Genomic DNA, 17,828 nt, shown 5'->3' with positions numbered 1-17,828 from the left:
CATGGTAGATATCAAATCAATAAGTACTGAACAAAGAAATAAATTAACAAAAAACCTAGACGTAAGTTCAACGGTAGAAATTTTAAAGATGTTTAATAACGAGGATAAAAATGTTCCTTTAGTTATCGAAAAAGTCATCGATAAAATAGCATTGGCTGTAGATTCTGTTACAAACTGTCTTGCAAATGGTGGAAGACTATTTTACATTGGTGCAGGTACATCAGGTCGTTTAGGTGTATTAGATGCATCTGAATGTGTTCCAACATTTGGAGTAAGTTCAGATATGGTTATTGGTATTATTGCAGGAGGAGATGTCGCTTTAAGACATCCTGTTGAAGGTGCTGAAGATGATGAATTAGCTGCTAAAAACGATCTGATGAAATATCAATTATCAGCAAATGATTTTGTTATTGGTATTGCTGCAAGTGGTCGTACACCTTATGTAGTTGCTGGTTTAAAATATGCAAAATCAATCGGTGCTAAAACTGCAAGTATTACAACTTCACACAATGCTCCAGTATCTAAAGTTGTAGATTTTCCAATTGAAGCTGTTACAGGTCCTGAACCATTAACAGGTTCAACACGTATGAAATCAGGTACTGCTCAAAAATTAATCTTAAATATGATTTCAACAACTGCTATGGTAAAACTTGGTAAAGTTTATGAAAATCTTATGATTGATATTCAAATGAGTAATAAAAAATTAGAAAGTCGTGCAGTTAGTATTGTTGTTGAGGTTACAGGCGTTGATGACAATGTTGCACAAGCTCATTTAGATAAATATAAATCCGTAAAACATGCAATATTTGCAATTATCTCAAAGATTGATGATGCAAAAGAAATTAAGCGTATATTAGATTTATATAACGGAAATATTAGAGAAGCATTACGTCATAATATATTATAAAAACAGGAGAAATAATCATATGAAAGACATGTTGGTTCATTTATATAATTTAGATTTTAGCGATAAAATGCCTTCAAAAGAAGTGCAAATTATCAGAGTTTTATCACCAAATAGTGATAAAGTGATTCAATTTGTAGAAACGCATTTTTCTAAAGGTTGGGCATCTGAGGTAAAAGCTGCTTTATATAAAGCACAACCCACTTGTTTTGTTGCATTAAAAGATAAGAAAATTGTCGGTTTTTCTGCTTATGATGCAACAGCTAAAGGTTATTTTGGACCGATTGGTGTGGATGAAACATTAAGAGGTCACAATATCGGTAAAGCATTGATTTTACATACACTTGAGGCAATGTATCATGATGGTTATGGGTATGCAATTATTGGTGGTGCTGGTGATTCTGTATTAAAATTCTACGAAAAAACCGTAGGAGCAAAAACAATAGAAGAAAGCGGTAATGTATACGACCGTTTAATTAGAGGTTGATAGCGAAAGTGAATATTCAAGTTTTTCAATCTAAGGAAGCATTATATGATGCCGTTGCTAAAGTATATATCGATCGATTGAATCAAAATCCAAACCTTACATTAGGTCTAGCAACAGGAACTACTCCAATTCCTTTATATAAAAAATTAATCAAAGCATATCAAGAAAAATTAATTTCATTTAAGGGTGTTAAAACATTTAATTTAGATGAATATATTGGATTAGATGAGTCACATCCAGAAACGTACTTTAATTTTATGAGACGTGAATTATTTAATCATGTAGATATTGATTTAAATCAAACACATATTCCCAATGGACGAATAGATTTTAATGAGGCAATGAAAGATTATCAATTATTACTTCAAGAAAATCCAATAGATATTCAACTATTAGGAATCGGATCGAATGGTCATATTGGATTTAATGAACCCAATACACCATTTGATTCTAAAACACATATCATTGAACTTGCATTAAAAACAAGAATAGATAACTCAAGATTATTTAATAGTTTAGATGAAGTTCCAACACATGCAATTACCATGGGGATATCTGAAATTTTAGAAGCTAAAGAAATTATCGTTATTGCTACAGGTAAAAATAAGAGTGATGCAGTTTATGAAATGATTAAAGGACCTGTTACTGAGTCTTTACCTGCATCTATTCTTCAACGTCACAAAAATGTTATGGTGTTTTTGGATACAGATGCAGCGCATAAATTAACATAAGAAAGAGGTATTTTGTTATGGAATTAAAGTATAAATTAAAATTAGATCCTAATTTTTCACCAGCAATTTTATATGTGAATCAGTTTAAAAAAGAAGTATTAGCTTCCAATAATTATGAACCACTCAGTATCGTTGTTGAAAGAAATGATGGATTTAGTGAAGTATATCATACACAAGTATTTAAAGATCATCAACGTATGAATGATAATCTATTCTTTGTAGAAAGATTAGTTAAATCCTTACTTTGGATATATGGTGGATATAAAGTTACCATCGTAGGCAATAAAAAGATTTACGAAGTAATCAAAGACATCTATGAAAATGGTTCTAGAGTATTTGATAAAGATTTTATGAGTCGTATTTATGGTCAAAAATTTGTTGTACTTCACAGTGATACACTACCTAAAATATATTCTGAAGACCAACCAATGGGCAAACACTTAGATGGTTATCGTATCGGTTTTGATGCGGGTGGATCGGATATGAAAGTATCTGCAGTGGTGGATGGTGTACCTATTTTTAGTGAAGAAATCGTATGGTTTCCAAAATTAAATAGTGATCCATTGTATCATAAAGAATATATACGTAAAGCGATTTATAAAGCTGTTGAAAAAATGCCTAGAGTGGATGCATTAGGCGTAAGTTCTGCTGGTGTATATGTACATAATGAAGCAAGAGTTGCTAGTTTATTTATACAAGTTCCAGACGATTTATTTGAACAACATGTTAAAAACATTTATATTGATGTGGCAAAAGAACTGAATGTGCCATTAGCCGTTGCTAATGACGGTGATGTTACTGCACTTGCAGGTTCCATGAGTTTAGGTAAGAATAAACTCTTAGGTATTGCTATGGGAACAAGTGAGGCAGCAGGATATATCAATGATTCAGGAAATATATCTGGTTGGTTAAACGAACTTGCTTTTGTTCCAGTTGATTTTCAAGAGAATGGTCCTGAAGATGAGTGGAGTGGTGATTTCGGTTGTGGATTGAAGTATTTCAGTCAAGATGCCGTGATTCGCTTAGCAGAAACATCAGGTATCAAGTTTGAAGAAGATATGCCACTTGCAGAACGTTTAAAGGTTGTTCAAGCACTTGATAACAATAGCGAAATTTACCAAGATATTTATCAAACGATTGGTACATATTTAGGATTTGGCTTAGCTTATTATAGTGAATTCTATGATATCGAACAAGTTTTATTACTTGGCCGTGTAACATCAGGACTTGGTGGTAAAATTATTGTAGATACTGCTAAAGAAGTTCTTCAAAAAGAGTTCCCAGTTCTAGGAAATAAGATTCAAATTGATTTACCAGATGAAAAATCAAGACGTGTAGGACAATCTGTTGCCGCTGCAAGTTTAGTAAAAATTTAAAGAGGTTAAAATAATGGAAAAATATTTAAGTCGTACAGAGTTTTATGTTCCCGATCAAGTTGATTTGGAAAAAGCAATAAAGCGTACCACACACATGGCAGTCTTAGCGCATCATGATGATATTGAAATTGGTGCAATAGATGGTGTATTACAAGCATTCCAAAAAGAAGATAAATGGTTTTTTGGTGTGGTTGTTACGGATGGTTCTGGTTCTTCACGTGGTGGAAATTATAAAAATTACACCAATGAAGATATGATGCGTGTACGTAATTTAGAACAAAAGAAGGCAGCATTTTTAGGAGAATATGGATTACAAGCATTTATTAATGCACCTTCAAGTGAAACAAAAGATGCTAAAAATGAAACTGTTGTTGAAGAAATCAGAAAAATGATTTTAGATGCAAAACCAGAGATTATTTATACACATAATTTAGCAGATAAACACGATACACATATCGGTGTTGTTACTAAAACGATTAAAGCGATTCGTTTAATTGATAAATCCCTTCGTCCAAAAAAACTATATGCAGTTGAGGTTTGGAGAGATTTAGACTGGTTAATGGATGATGAAAAAGTGGTCTTTAGTGTGGGACATCGTCCAAACCTAACAAGTGCTTTAGTTGAAATATTTGACTCTCAAATTGATGGTGCTAAACGATACGATTTAGCAACCATTGGAAGAAGACTTGCCAATGCAACCTTCTCAAATGCACATCAAGTAGACCAATCCGATCAAGTGGTTAATGGTATGGATTTAACACCGTTAATTGAAGATGATTCAATTGATATGGTTGAATTTATTCTAGCTGCAATTGATCGCTTCAAAAAAGATGTTGAAAACAAAATTAGAAAAATGATATAAGACAAAGACTTTCCTTAAAATAGGAAAGTTTTTTTTATGTTTGAAGTAATAAGTTTGAGAAAATTCTAAATTTTTACCATAGATTCTAAACTAGGAAAAATGACTTTTATTTTTAGTTTGAATGTTGTATAATGAATATAAGGAGTCTATATATACGTATGCCGTTTATAATCATAGAAACTAAAACAGAAATTAAACCTTACCGTTTTGTAATATTGGATATATTATCTAAGAACCTTAACATATTAAAGGTAGAGGATTATGAAACAAAAATGGTTTTATATATTGAAGAGATTTCAAAAGCATCAGAAGATCTCTTTTTAGGCTTAGCCTCCGAACTTTATGCAGATTTAAGAGTCTATCTAAGTGATCAAGAACCTAAATTCCCTATTGATAAAGTAGAAGTATGGTTTAAACTCATACCGTTTATGAATACCGTTGTTTATGATGATCAACTTATTTTGATGAAAAGACTCGATTTTCCAGTAAACAATGAACTTAAGAAAATTGTATTAAAAACGATTTATGAGGATACTGAATTACTTCACACGATTAAAGTCTATTTAGAATCTAATCAAAATACCTCTAAAGCAAGTATTAAATTGTATCTACATAGAAACACTTTAATTCAAAGATTGGATAAGTTTTATGCAAGAACTGGCTTTGATTGTAGAAACTTTAAAGATGCCTATATCATTTATTCATTAATAAAGTAATAAATGTGCATTTTGCATATATATTTGTCTGTAAAATAGGCATATAATTTACTTATAAGTTAGTTAGGAGATAACACATGGCAGTATTAGAACTTAGTAAAATCAACAAAATATATCCTAACGGTGTACAAGCCGTTCACGATTTTAATTTAAAAATTAATGATCGTGAATTTATTGTTTTAGTTGGACCGTCAGGTTGTGGAAAATCTACAACATTACGTATGATTGCAGGATTAGAAGAAATTACAGCAGGAGATTTCTTAATCGATGGTGTTAGAGTCAATGATAAGGCACCTAAAGAAAGAGATGTTGCAATGGTATTCCAATCGTATGCACTTTATCCACATATGACAGTTTACGATAATCTAGGTTATGGTTTAAAACTTAGAGGTATGGAACCTGAAGAGATTGAAGAGAAGGTTAAAGAAGTTGCAGATATTTTAGAACTTACACCTTATCTACATAGAAAACCTAAATCATTATCTGGTGGTCAAAGACAACGTGTTGCTTTAGGTCGTGCAATTGTACGTGAGGCAAAAGTGTTTTTACTGGATGAACCACTTTCAAACCTAGATGCTAAATTACGTGTACAAATGCGTACAGAGTTAATTAAGATTCATGAAAAGATTGCTGAAAAGTTTAATACATCAACAATTTATGTAACACATGATCAAATTGAGGCTATGACAATGGGCGATAAGATTGTTGTCATGCGTGATGGATATATACAACAAGTAGCTTCCCCAAAAGAAATATATAATGAACCGGTCAATATGTTCGTTGCAGGATTTATGGGAACACCGCCTATGAACTTTGCAAAAGGTATTGTTAAATCCGATGGATATTTCTATGCAGGTGATACAAAACTTGAAGTTCCTCTTGCTAAAGTCAATGTATTAAAAGAAAAAGGATACATCGATCAAGAAGTCGTATTTGGAATCAGGCCAGAAGATATTCATAATGATCCAGTAGTCTGTGAAACATATCCAAGTACATCCATGGAAATTCGAGTGGATTTAGTTGAATTGTTGGGTTCAGAAACAAATATATATTTTGCAATTAATAATCAAAATGCAGTTGCAAGTATACCAACAAAAGCAGTGAAAAGAGGAGATTTCTTAAAGGTTGCATTCGATATGAACCAATGTCATTTCTTCGATCCAAAAACAGAACTTGTAATAAAGTAAAAAGTAAAAGAGAAAATCATTAAGGAGAATTTTATCATGTCAAAAATCAAAGATGTTATTGTTGAGTATTACCGCATTCCACTTCCTGAATTGGTAAGTGATGCAAAACATGGAGTGCATACTCACTTTGAAGTGCCAATCGTTCGTGTTTTAACAGATGATGGTAGAGAAGGTGTTGGATACACTTATACAGGTGGATTTGGTGGAAGAAGTATTTCAAAACTTATCCAAGTGGAATTAAGAAACGTTTTATTAGGTAAAGATCCTTCATGTGTTGAAGACCTATGGGAACAAATGCAAACAGGTATTCACTATGTTGGTCATGGTGGATTAGCATCATTTGCAATTTCTGCAGTTGATATTGCATTATGGGACTTAAGAGCTAAGAAAGCTCAAGAACCATTATGGAAATTACTTGGTGGACATAATAAAGAAGTTAAAGCTTATGGTGGAGCAATCGATTTAGCATTCCCATTAGAAAAATTATTAAAGCATCACCAAAATTATTTAGACATGGGTTTAACTGCAATTAAGATTAAATTAGGACAACCTAAATTATCTGAAGACATTAAACGTGTTAAAGCATTAAGAGAAATGATTGGACCAGATGTTGAATTCATGGTAGATGCAAACATGGGTTGGACAATTGAACAATCTGTACGTGCTGCTAGAGAATTATTAAAATATAATATTATATTCTTAGAAGAACCAATTGACCCAAATAACTATGAAGGTCATAAGATTATTGCTGAACGTTCAGGTATGGCAATTGCAGCAGGTGAAAACCTAAGAACTCCAAAAGAATTCTTCCAAATGATGACTCAAGGTAAAATTGATTTCCCACAACCAGATGCATCAAACATCGGTGGTATTACAGGATTTATGAAAGTTGCTCATGTTGCGCAAATGTTAGACTTAAAAGTATCTACACACGGTATGCAAGAATTACATGTTTCATTACTTGCTGCACTTCCAAATGCAGGTTACTTAGAAGTTCACTCATTCCCAATTGACCAATATACAAAGAGACCTCTTGTCATCAATAAAGAAACACACCGTGCAGTCGCACCAGATACAATTGGTACAGGCGTAGAATTTGATTTTGCTAAATTAGCACCATATAAAACTGATTTTTAATCTATAAAAAAAGGGGTCGTAAGTATGCATGTATATGAAATTAAAAATGAATTTCAAATCTTGCGCTTATTAGATCACGGAGCTACTATTTATGAGTGGCTCTGTTTTTCCGATAAGACATCAATTATGTTGAACAATCAAGATTTAGAAATTTATAAGGATTCATCCAGGGGTTATTTTGGTTCAACTGTAGGAAGAGTTGCAAATCGTATTGCCAATGCAAGTTTTAAAATCAATGGTGAAACTTACAATATTCCAAAAAATAATTTAGATAAACATAATCTACATAGTGGTCCTAATGCGATCAATACAGTATATTTTGATGTTGTATCACATGAACCTACTAAGATTGTATTTAAAACCGTTTCACCGGATATGCATAATGGTTTTCCAGGTGAAGTGACTTTATATGTAACGTATGAATTAATTGGGAAACAAATGAAAATCTCATATGATGCAACCTCTACACGTGACACAATTTTGAATATCACAAATCATGGACATTTTAATTTAGGGGATCATACGATTTTAGAACATGAACTAGTTACTACAGCAAATAGAATTTTGGATGTGGACCATGAATTGATTCCAACAGGAAAACTCATTGAATTAACCAATCATCCATTAGATTTTAGAACGAAAAAACCACTTAAAGATGGCATATTACCATTAAAAGATACTTTTACAAAAGGAATTGATCATGCATTCTTATTTGAAGAAGGTAAAAAAAGAATCATTGAATTATCCTTTAAGCATAAGAAACTTACAATTGAGACATCTTATCCTGGATTTCAAGTCTATACAATGAATCGATTATTTTCACAAAAGACTAAAGATGGATTAGATATTCCAGTCTATGGTGGTGTTGCATTTGAATGTCAAATTGAACCAGATGCAATTAATCATCCAAATTTTAATTCATCCATATTAAGAAAAGGTGAAACGTATCAACATTTCATCTTATATACAGTCGAAGAGGTTTAATCAAATGATTAAAGCCAATAGCATTTAGCTGTTGGCTTTTTTACACATAAAAATATAGTTATTTTGCACATAGAGACTTATTCCACAATTTTATATAATAAGATTGTATAAAACGCTTACATGCGTAAAAATAACGGAGGGGAACATGAAAATTCGCACAAAACATATTTTAGTGTTTATTTTAGGTTTTTTAATGACCTTAATGATTGCTGCTTGTACTGTACCTACATCAACGATGTATACAGTGACTTTTAATAGCCATGGTGGGCCAAGTGTAGCAAGTAGAGAAGTTGAGGCAGGTTCTTTATTAACAGAACCAAGTATTACAAGAAGTGGATTTACACTCGATGGTTGGTATAAAGAATCTAGTTATACGACTAAATGGGTATTTGCATCGGATAAAGTAGAAGCAAATATCACACTTCATGCAAAATGGACAGAGGATGCTCCAACAGAGTATACTGTCACATTTAACTCAAATGGTGGAAGTACAGTAGCTAATATAACTAAAACAAGTGGACAAACACTTGGTACTTTACCAGTACCTACTAAGGCTGGTTCAACATTTATTGGTTGGTTTAGCGACAGTAATTTAACTCAAGCAGTAACAGCTTCTACAGCGGTTACATCCAATATGACACTTTATGCAAAATGGGAAGTGAATGCAGTTGAATTTACAGTCACATTTAATGCATTGCCTGGTGATGTATTCCCTGCAACAAGAACTGTTGCAGATGGCGCTTTGGTATTAGAACCAAGTGCTGAATATGAAGGCTATGAACTTGTTGGTTGGTATAAAGAAGCAAGTTTCATCACACTTTGGGACTTTGCAGTAGATACTGTGGAATCCAATATGACACTTTATGCACGTTGGGAATTAATTCCTGAGGGAACAGCAATTACATCTGAGGATCAATTCTATGAATTAATAAATGGAACAACTGTTTATGAAACAGGTGCGATATTCTATTTAAGAAACAATTTAGATTTTACTGATTTTGATTGGGATGGTAGTTTATTAACCGAAACACTTGTACAACCACATTCATTTGTACTTAATGGTAATGGGAAAACTATATCTAATTTAAGTTTTGAAACACCAAACCAAGCTGGTTTAGTACCAAGAATGTCTGGTGGTTCAATTTATGATTTAACACTTGAAAATGTACATGTTAAAGGTACATCACAAGGTGGTATCTTAGTTGGACGTATTATGAATGGTTCAACAGTATCGATTCATGATATTACAATCATTGATTCATCTGTTGAAACAACAGGCGTAGGATCTGGTGGTTTAATTGGTCATATCCAAGGAGCTGCTACACCTTCAACTGTTACAGTGGATGGTATCGTCTTAAAAGGTGTTAAAGTACTATCAAACTCCAATGCAGCTGGTGGATTGGTTGGGGATGTTGAATCATCCGTTATAACAATTACCAATGTATTATTAGATGTTGAAGTAACAACAACAGGAGAACGTGTGGGTGGTATCTTAGGTGAAGTTAGAAGAAACTCAAACGGTTTAAGACCAGAATTTAGTGTAGATAATGCAGTTGTTTATGCAAATCTACATGGTATGAGATATTTAGGTGGAGTTGTTGGTCGTGCAGATAATAATTTAACTCAAGACAATGAGTTTAAAGGTACAATTGGTACAATTACAGATGTGATCTTGGTTCTAAACTTTGATACAACTCATGAAACAGATAATAATAGTGGACATATTGCACGTAGTAATATTACATCATTTAGCCGTGTTTACGTCGTGGCATTTAACTATGATCGTCAACAACTTAATGGTGTGAATACAACTAATGAATTGGTATTTGCAAACATTTCATTATTACCTGAAACAAGTTTAGCAGAGTTTGCTGATGGTTGGGTATATGTAGAAGATGCACTTCCTACATTCAATGGATTATCTATTGATTTAGGATTTGAAGTTACACTTTCAGTCAATGATGTTAATTCATATCAATATGTTAGAGGAAATTCTAAATTAAGTCCAGTATTTGTTAATCCTGAGCTTGGTGCTTTCTTAGGATTCTATTTAAATGATGTATTATTTGAATCAGAAGTTACTGAAGATATTACATTAGTTGCTAAATTCGTAGAAGAATTTGCAGTTACATTTGATGTTGACGGTGGTTCATCTGTTACAGCACAAACAGTTTTAGATGGTGCTAAAGCATTATTACCAACAGCACCAACTAAAGATGGATATACATTTGATGGATGGTATACATCAGCTGAATTTACTACATTATTTGATTTTGATGCAGTCATTACAACAGATGTTATAGTATATGCAAAATGGGTAGATGATATTGCTCCAGTTGTTACAGTATTACCTGAAAGCGGATCTATATCACTTGGAGCAGAAGATACATTTGTATTAACTGTTCAAGTATCTGATGTTAATGCATATAGTTTAGAAGTTGATCATTCATTAGAAGCAAACTTACCAGAATTTACAGTTTATGCAGTTGAAGTATCTGAAACAAATCCTTATGGACCATATGGTTCATTAGAAGCTAAAAATCAATTTGATGCTTTAGGTGTTACAGTTACTTATACAGCTTTAACACAAACATTTACAATTGATTTTGGTGCAACAGTTACAGATATGTTCGTAGATAGTGGTATTACATTCTATCTTGTTGCAACAGATTCATTTGATAACGTATTTGGTTCAATGGACCCAACAACAGCACAAAACACATTCGCATATGACCTATCTGTAGTTACAGTATCTCATGTGGTTTCATTTGATGTGGATGGTGCAACAGCAATTGAAGATATTGAAGTTTTAGATGGAGAGGCTTTAGTATTACCTCCTGCTCCATTCAAACCAGGCTTTGAATTTAAGGGTTGGTTTACAGATTCAGAAAAGACAGTAGCATTTGTCTTAGAAACTCCAATTACAGCAGACTTAACTTTATATGCTAAGTTTGAGGAAATGAGTTATGTTCCAGAAGGAACTGCAATCTCAACTGTTGAAGAGTTTTATAATATGGTTAATGGTGTTGCTCCATTTAGTCTAAGCGAATCTTATTATTTAGCAAATGACCTAGATTTCACAGGTTACTCTTGGGTATGGCAAACAGGAAAAGTATTTACAGGTGTCTTAGATGGTAACTTTAAAACTATTTCTAACTTAACAATTCAAGGTACACAAGATAGAGTAGGTATTTGGTTTGGACTTAGAGGAACAGTTAAGAATATCGAATTTATCAATGCAGCTATCTCAAGTACAGTAGCAGCAAGAGCTGGTTTAATTGCAGGTGAAATTACAAACGTTGAAGCTGTCTTACAAAATATTCATGTAGACGGATTAACTGTAACAGGTGCAAGTTCTAATGGTGTAGGTGGTTTAATTGGTTATGTGAACCGTGGAACGACTGTTGAAGATATTTCCATTAAGAATGCAGTCATTACAGGAACTCAAGCAACTGGTGGATTATTCGGCCGTGTAGGTGATGGTTCAGCAGCTTGGAATATGAGTGTTACAAATATTTACTTAGAAAATGTATCAGTTTCTGGAACGAACAGAGTCGGTGGATTATTTGGTGAAAATAATGGTGCATCTGGATACATCGTCATTACATTATCTAAAGTAGTTATGGTTGATGTTGATGTCAATGCATCAGGTACAGGTGCTGGAGCTGTAAGTGGACGTCATAATCCAAATCCAACTGGTACAGGTACACTTCTTGATGTATATTTCAATGGTACAGTATCTGCAGCAGTAGATGCAGCACATATTACAACTACTAAAACATATGAAACCATTACAAACTTCTGGTTCTATGGTACATTAACAGGTCCAGTCAATGGAACAACAACAACAAATATCTTAGAGGTAGCTCCAACTCAAAGTTGGTGGGATCTAAACTTTGAAAATGCATTCGATGAACTTAAATGGGAATATGATGCAACACTCAATGTTTATCAACTAAGAGACTTAAACTAATATAATGGGTGGAGCCTATGCGGATACATAGGCTCCATTTATTAAACTAAAGTTGTAGAATGATAAATTTTTAAGGAGCTTTTATAGAAAGATGAAGAAAATTTTAGGCATATTTATATTTATATTATTTTCAATGATTTTAATAGGTTGTGAGCAAATCAATACAGAAAAATCAGAACTACTTAAAGCTTATGCCGATTCATACACATTTAACACCTCGATTGAAGGGGATATTTTTACTCTAGATTCATCGGTTGAGGTGAGTGAACTAGGAACAGTAAATATTTCATTTAGATCATCTAATTTAGAGGTTTTATCTTTAGATGGTGTTATTAACCGCTCTAGTACCGATATCGATATTACGATAACAATAATTTTTGAATTTGAATCACTCCAAGAAGAAAGAAGTTATTTGGTAACCATTAAAAAAGCTGTAGTCGATTCTAGTTATCAAGTCATATTTGATCCAAATAATGGGAGTCAAACATTCACTATCCTCGTATTAGAGGGAAATCAAGTATTAGAACCAAGTGAACCTACAAAATCAGGTTTTAGATTTATAGGATGGTATTTGGGTGATACGTTATTTGATTTTGATCAAACCATCGAAGGAAATATCACATTAATCGCTCGTTACGATGAAATCATTGCTGAGGATTTCATTACGATTTCATTTGATTCAGATGGTGGATCAGAAATAGATGATGTCATCATTGAAAAAAATACGACACTTGAAAATATTTTAGTACCTACAAAAGAAGGGTATATGTTTAAGGGTTGGTATAAGGATGATGTTTTAGTTGATTTATCCTACGTATTTCAAACAAACACAACACTTTTAGCACATTGGGAATTAATTATCCAAACTTATCGAATCACACTTGAAACAAATGGTGGAAATCATTTAGATGATATTATTTTAGAAAGTGGTCAAAAACTAGAGATTAGTGTACCTGTTAAGGAAGGTCACATCTTTATCGGATGGTTCTTAAATGATGTTAAGTTTGATATGAATCAAGTCATAACATCAGATATAACATTACATGCAAAATGGATCATATCTGATGGTGAAGTAGATAGTTTTGAGTCTGGTGCATATTTAGAAGCAATCTATGCAATCTTTGAAGATACTTCAAGTCAAAATGCAACCGTTCGATATAAAAAATCGAGTATGGTAGACTGGATTTATGTAGATCAAGAACTCATACGTCAACAATCTTTAACACATGCAAGAGTAGATATTGTTGGTCTTGAAAGTGATTATTATGATATTGAAATTGTTACATCAAATTTAGAAGTTTTAAGAAAACAATCGATTTTTACGGAATCACACGATCGATCTGGTTATGCACATTTCAATTATACAGAAGGAATTGGTGCATATTTAGATAATGGAACATTAAAACCTGATGCGAAAGTTGTCTATGTAACAGAAGAAAATAAAAATGATGTTGAAATAGAAGGCATTATGCAAAAAGGACTGGGATGGATATTAAACAATAACCAATACCAAAGTTCAAGTTCAAATACTTATAGTACAGAACAATCCTTAAATTCTCTTTCAACATATAATACACCGATTGTCTTTAGAATCATTGGTAAAGTCACTGCACCTGAAGGCTTAACAGTTTATAACTCAACTCAACAAGGAGGGTCTGTTGGCGATAATGGTAACATGGCACGTATACGTAATGGTAAAAATATAACTATTGAAGGTATTGGTGAAGATGCTGAGATTTATGGTTGGGGTATTCATTTGATTGCCTCCACAGCAGGTAGAGGAACAAGCTTTGAGGTTAGAAATTTAACATTCAGACATTATCCTGAGGATGCTATTGGTTTAGAAGGTATTCAAACAGGTTCACAACTTACAGCTCCTGTCAGTCGTGGTTGGATGCATCATTTAACATTCTTTGAAGGATATCATCCAAATCCGGCTGAATCTGACAAGAGTCATGGTGATGGTTCATTAGACATTAAACGTGGTGAATATTTTACGATAAGTTATAATCAATTCTTAGGTGCACATAAAACAAATCTCGTGGGTTCTAGTGATACATCACTTCAGTATCATATAACATATCACCATAACCACTGGAAAAATAATGCATCAAGAATTCCACTAGCTAGAAATTCTAATATCCATATGTATAATAACGTTTTTGAAACAACGGATGATAATCAAAATGAAAGCTCTTATGCTCAAAATACAAGAGTCAATGCCTATATACTAAGTGAGGCAAATTACTTTTATGCAACAAAGAATCCTTCAAGAGTGGATTCAGGGGCAATTAAATCTTATAAAGATGTGAAATATTCAACCTATGATACAGATCAAGCAACCGTTGTAGAAAACCGTGAGGACTTGGTAAATTCTGGTAATAAGTTTGAACATTTTGATACGAATAAAGATGTGTTTTATTATGACCCTATACTTAAACGATCTGATGTCAAACATTTAACGGATGCTGTAACTGCTAGAGCAGAAGTTGAAGCATATGCAGGTGTGTTTAAACCATATCAAGAAGCAACATTAATACCTATAACAAATGTATCACCAACTGTGATACATGAGAATGTAACTCAAGCACCAGTCAAAATTAATAAAGGTGTTCCTCTATTGGTTTTTGAAATTTATGTGAGAGCAGAAATTACATTAACTCAAGGGTCTACATCCGTTCCACCGGTATTAGTTACTATTTATGGTGAGAAAATATTAGTAGGTTCAGGAACCGCGCAATTAGAGCCTGGTCAATATGTGATTGAATCCAATCAAGCACATGGTGCTTCCAAAGGTACATCACAAGCTAAAGAATCAAATGCTGGATATCAAATTACGCTAGATACTGAGGCTGCGAGTCAAGCAAGAATCGATGCGTATAATTTAGCTATAGATAACCTATCTGGGAATACAGTTTATACAGCAGATTATTTAGAAAAAATTACTTATGCTAGAACATTATTCGATAGTTTATTACCAAACGAAAAAGAAAGCGTTAGTGATGCGTTATTATTAACTAAAGAAACGGAATATATGAGTTTAGGTAAAGCATTTGTTGAATCCAAGATTATGGATATTGGTGAGGTTACTAAAGATTCATTGATTAAGATCAAAGATGCTAGAAATGCTTATCAAGAAGCAACTTTAGAAATCAAGCAAAGTATTACTAATTATCAAACACTTATAAATGCTGAAATTTTATTTGAGTCCTTTAAAATAAGTGCATTAAATGATGCGATCTTAGACCTTTTAGATGTTTCAGAGATTAATATTACAAGTGAATCTGAAGTTAATGACTTATACACTATGTATCAAGCAATTTATGAAGAATACATTTTATTAGATGAAGCAGAAAAGTCAAATATTATAGATGCTACAAAACTTACTGAAGGTGTAAAATATTTAGAGGATATATTAGCAGTTTATGAGTTAATCGAATATATAGATTCCTTAGTTATAGAGGAAATCAATCGATATAATTCAACAGAATTGCTTAATTATTATGAGTTATTTGGAACACTTGATATAAGCCTTATAGATTTAATACCTTCAGAAATCCAAGATAAATTGGAAGCTGCATATGAAAAGTATTTAAGCATTGAAGGTATTAGATATCAATATATTCCAGAGTTTTCTACAAATACATCCAATTATTTCACGTATCAAGGGGATAATCCAGTAACAGATGCAGGTACATTTAATATATTGGGTAATGATTTAAATAAAGCACTCAAACTCAATTCGAGTGCAACCCTTACCTTTACAACACAAAGTAGTGGTGCAACACTATATCTTGCAGTAAAAACACGCAGTATCCAAACAGGTGGAAGATTAGATATTAATGGTCAAATATTTGATTTGGATACACTCTATAATGCATTAGGGATTGCTATTATAGAAATCACACTGGATGAATCAGGTACATATATTATTAAAAGAGACAACCGAGAACTTGCATTATTTTATGTAGAAGTTATTGAATAACAACGAAAGAGTGTATAAAAAAACACTCTTTTTTATGAGTGGAAGTTAATACTTGAATCATGAGATTAATCTAACAACTAAAATATAAAACCCCAATCCAGTATCAAACTGCTGAATTGGGGTTTTGAATTTAAAAATCTATAAAGTATGGATGACTTCAAAGTAGTTTTTATTTGGAATGTTTCTCTTTTGTAATGATTTCTGTATATGCCATAATCAGTGGTCCTACACCTTTAGCATCATTATCAACAATCGGTTCAGATAGATAGTATTCAATACTACCATCTCTTCTAGGATTGGATTCAGGTCCTAATCCGGAGACTAATACAATACCTTTTAAGGTTACTTGATCGTTTTCTACAACTAATCGGTTAGAAACGATAGAATCAAATATTTCTTTTCCTTTTTCATAGTAAGAGATATCCAAAAGATTTTGATTATAAGCCTTCATCATGGCATAAGCAACCAAGAGTGAGCCAGAAGTTTCTGTGTAATTACCTTCTAAATCTTTAAGTTTAACAAGATTATAGAATAATTTGGATTCTTTGTCTTGGTAGGTCAATAAACCATCGATACATTCTTTTAAATAAGATGCAAGTTCTAACTTATAATTTTCATCTTCCATTAATGCAGCACAATCTGCAAAAGCAGCAGTTAACCAACCAATAGCTCTTAACCAGTAGTGTTTAGAAAGACCAGTTTTTTTATCTGCCCAAAATAATGTTTTTGAATGGTCATAACAATGATAATATAATTTATCTTGTTCATTGAACATTATTTTTCTAACATTTCTAAATTGATTGATAATATCTGTATAGTTTTTCTTGAAATTAAACTCATTTTCAAAATTCAAATAAAACACCTGCATCATATATAATCCATCTAACCAAACCTGATCATGATAGATAGCTTTATGCCAGAAGTTACCGATATCAATTCTTGGATGTCCTTCAATTTGAGTATATGTATGATGAATTGCATATAAATACTTTTCTTTTTGGGTGTACTTGTAGAGATTAAAAAGAATTCTGGATTGACTTAAATCATCTGTTGAATAATGCAGTGGGTCATAACCCTTAATTGTTCCATCATCCTGTACATAATAATCTGCAAAACTATCCACAAAATCTAAATATTTTTTATCTTGTGTTGCCTCATATAAAGATAATAAAGACGATGTAAAACAACCATCTATATAATTCCAACGATTATCCTTACCTTGTTTTTGGAGTTCTATATTCCATAAAGGTTGGTTTGGGTTGGAACCCTTAATTAAATAGTCAATATATTTTTCAATTACTTTATACAAATCCATATTCCATATCCATTGATGTTTGGATATACCTTTCATAATCTATAACTTATTTTTATTATACTAAATATATAAACACATGTTTATATGCAATCTATACATATCACATAATTATATGTGCAATTGTAACATTTACATAAAAATTATTATCTTATAAAATATAACTACTAAATT

General features: G+C 32.3%; 12 protein-coding genes. 11 read left to right on the top strand and 1 reads right to left on the bottom strand.

Annotation, left to right across the window (positions count from 1 at the left end; genetic code table 11):
* Position 1: 1 nt before the first annotated feature.
* From murQ to B5X49_RS02970, 11 genes are all read left to right on the top strand, one after another.
* Positions 2–907, top strand: coding sequence for an N-acetylmuramic acid 6-phosphate etherase (gene murQ / locus B5X49_RS03020; protein WP_045749689.1), 906 nt, complete (start codon positions 2–4; stop codon positions 905–907).
* A 19-nt stretch (positions 908–926) separates the two neighbouring features.
* Entirely contained in the window at positions 927–1,391 is a 465-nt protein-coding gene (locus B5X49_RS03015) for a GNAT family N-acetyltransferase (protein WP_045749688.1), read from the top strand.
* An 8-nt stretch (positions 1,392–1,399) separates the two neighbouring features.
* The gene (gene nagB, locus B5X49_RS03010; RefSeq protein WP_052670115.1) at positions 1,400–2,122 is read left to right on the top strand and encodes a glucosamine-6-phosphate deaminase; all 723 of its coding nucleotides are present in this window, start codon (positions 1,400–1,402) and stop codon (positions 2,120–2,122) included.
* Between the two features lie 17 nt (positions 2,123–2,139).
* Positions 2,140–3,498: an ROK family protein gene (locus B5X49_RS03005; RefSeq protein ID WP_052670113.1), complete on the top strand. Its 1,359-nt coding sequence runs from the start codon at positions 2,140–2,142 to the stop codon at positions 3,496–3,498.
* A 13-nt stretch (positions 3,499–3,511) separates the two neighbouring features.
* Positions 3,512–4,360 (top strand): PIG-L deacetylase family protein, encoded by an 849-nt coding sequence (locus B5X49_RS03000; RefSeq protein WP_045749687.1) that lies wholly within the window; start codon positions 3,512–3,514, stop codon positions 4,358–4,360.
* Positions 4,361–4,518: 158 nt separating this feature from the next.
* A complete protein-coding gene (locus tag B5X49_RS02995) occupies positions 4,519–5,076 on the top strand; it encodes a helix-turn-helix domain-containing protein (RefSeq protein WP_045749686.1) in 558 nt (185 codons plus the stop codon).
* A gap of 77 nt (positions 5,077–5,153) precedes the next feature.
* A complete protein-coding gene (locus B5X49_RS02990) occupies positions 5,154–6,263 on the top strand; it encodes an ABC transporter ATP-binding protein (RefSeq protein ID WP_045749685.1) in 1,110 nt (369 codons plus the stop codon).
* Positions 6,264–6,299: 36 nt separating this feature from the next.
* Positions 6,300–7,400, top strand: a complete 1,101-nt coding sequence (locus tag B5X49_RS02985) for a mandelate racemase/muconate lactonizing enzyme family protein (protein ID WP_079560641.1) — start codon at positions 6,300–6,302, stop codon at positions 7,398–7,400.
* A 24-nt stretch (positions 7,401–7,424) separates the two neighbouring features.
* Positions 7,425–8,384, top strand: a complete 960-nt coding sequence (locus B5X49_RS02980; RefSeq protein WP_045749683.1) for an aldose epimerase family protein — start codon at positions 7,425–7,427, stop codon at positions 8,382–8,384.
* A 145-nt stretch (positions 8,385–8,529) separates the two neighbouring features.
* The gene (locus B5X49_RS07770) at positions 8,530–12,357 is read left to right on the top strand and encodes an InlB B-repeat-containing protein (RefSeq protein WP_045749682.1); all 3,828 of its coding nucleotides are present in this window, start codon (positions 8,530–8,532) and stop codon (positions 12,355–12,357) included.
* 91 nt (positions 12,358–12,448) lie between these two features.
* Positions 12,449–16,342: an InlB B-repeat-containing protein gene (locus tag B5X49_RS02970; protein ID WP_052670110.1), complete on the top strand. Its 3,894-nt coding sequence runs from the start codon at positions 12,449–12,451 to the stop codon at positions 16,340–16,342.
* Between the two features lie 169 nt (positions 16,343–16,511).
* Here B5X49_RS02970 and B5X49_RS02965 read toward each other — a convergent pair whose 3' ends face one another.
* The gene (locus B5X49_RS02965) at positions 16,512–17,657 is read right to left on the bottom strand and encodes a glycoside hydrolase family 88/105 protein (protein ID WP_045750075.1); all 1,146 of its coding nucleotides are present in this window, start codon (positions 17,655–17,657) and stop codon (positions 16,512–16,514) included.
* Positions 17,658–17,828: the final 171 nt, after the last annotated feature.

The sequence above is a fragment of the Acholeplasma oculi genome (assembly GCF_900166985.1).
Classification (GTDB): domain Bacteria; phylum Bacillota_I; class Bacilli_A; order Acholeplasmatales; family Acholeplasmataceae; genus Acholeplasma; species Acholeplasma oculi.
This window is presented reverse-complemented; position numbering and strand designations above follow the sequence as displayed.

What these genes read in the sequence shown, in the direction of transcription:
- murQ (WP_045749689.1), top strand. Translation starts at nt 2, where the DNA reads ATGGTAGATATCAAATCAATAAGTACTGAACAAAGAAATAAATTAACA.
- B5X49_RS03015 (WP_045749688.1), top strand. Translation starts at nt 927, where the DNA reads ATGAAAGACATGTTGGTTCATTTATATAATTTAGATTTTAGCGATAAA.
- B5X49_RS03005 (WP_052670113.1), top strand. Translation starts at nt 2,140, where the DNA reads ATGGAATTAAAGTATAAATTAAAATTAGATCCTAATTTTTCACCAGCA.
- B5X49_RS03000 (WP_045749687.1), top strand. Translation starts at nt 3,512, where the DNA reads ATGGAAAAATATTTAAGTCGTACAGAGTTTTATGTTCCCGATCAAGTT.
- B5X49_RS02995 (WP_045749686.1), top strand. Translation starts at nt 4,519, where the DNA reads ATGCCGTTTATAATCATAGAAACTAAAACAGAAATTAAACCTTACCGT.
- B5X49_RS02990 (WP_045749685.1), top strand. Translation starts at nt 5,154, where the DNA reads ATGGCAGTATTAGAACTTAGTAAAATCAACAAAATATATCCTAACGGT.
- B5X49_RS02985 (WP_079560641.1), top strand. Translation starts at nt 6,300, where the DNA reads ATGTCAAAAATCAAAGATGTTATTGTTGAGTATTACCGCATTCCACTT.
- B5X49_RS02980 (WP_045749683.1), top strand. Translation starts at nt 7,425, where the DNA reads ATGCATGTATATGAAATTAAAAATGAATTTCAAATCTTGCGCTTATTA.
- B5X49_RS07770 (WP_045749682.1), top strand. Translation starts at nt 8,530, where the DNA reads ATGAAAATTCGCACAAAACATATTTTAGTGTTTATTTTAGGTTTTTTA.
- B5X49_RS02970 (WP_052670110.1), top strand. Translation starts at nt 12,449, where the DNA reads ATGAAGAAAATTTTAGGCATATTTATATTTATATTATTTTCAATGATT.
- B5X49_RS02965 (WP_045750075.1), bottom strand. Translation starts at nt 17,657, where the DNA reads ATGGATTTGTATAAAGTAATTGAAAAATATATTGACTATTTAATTAAG.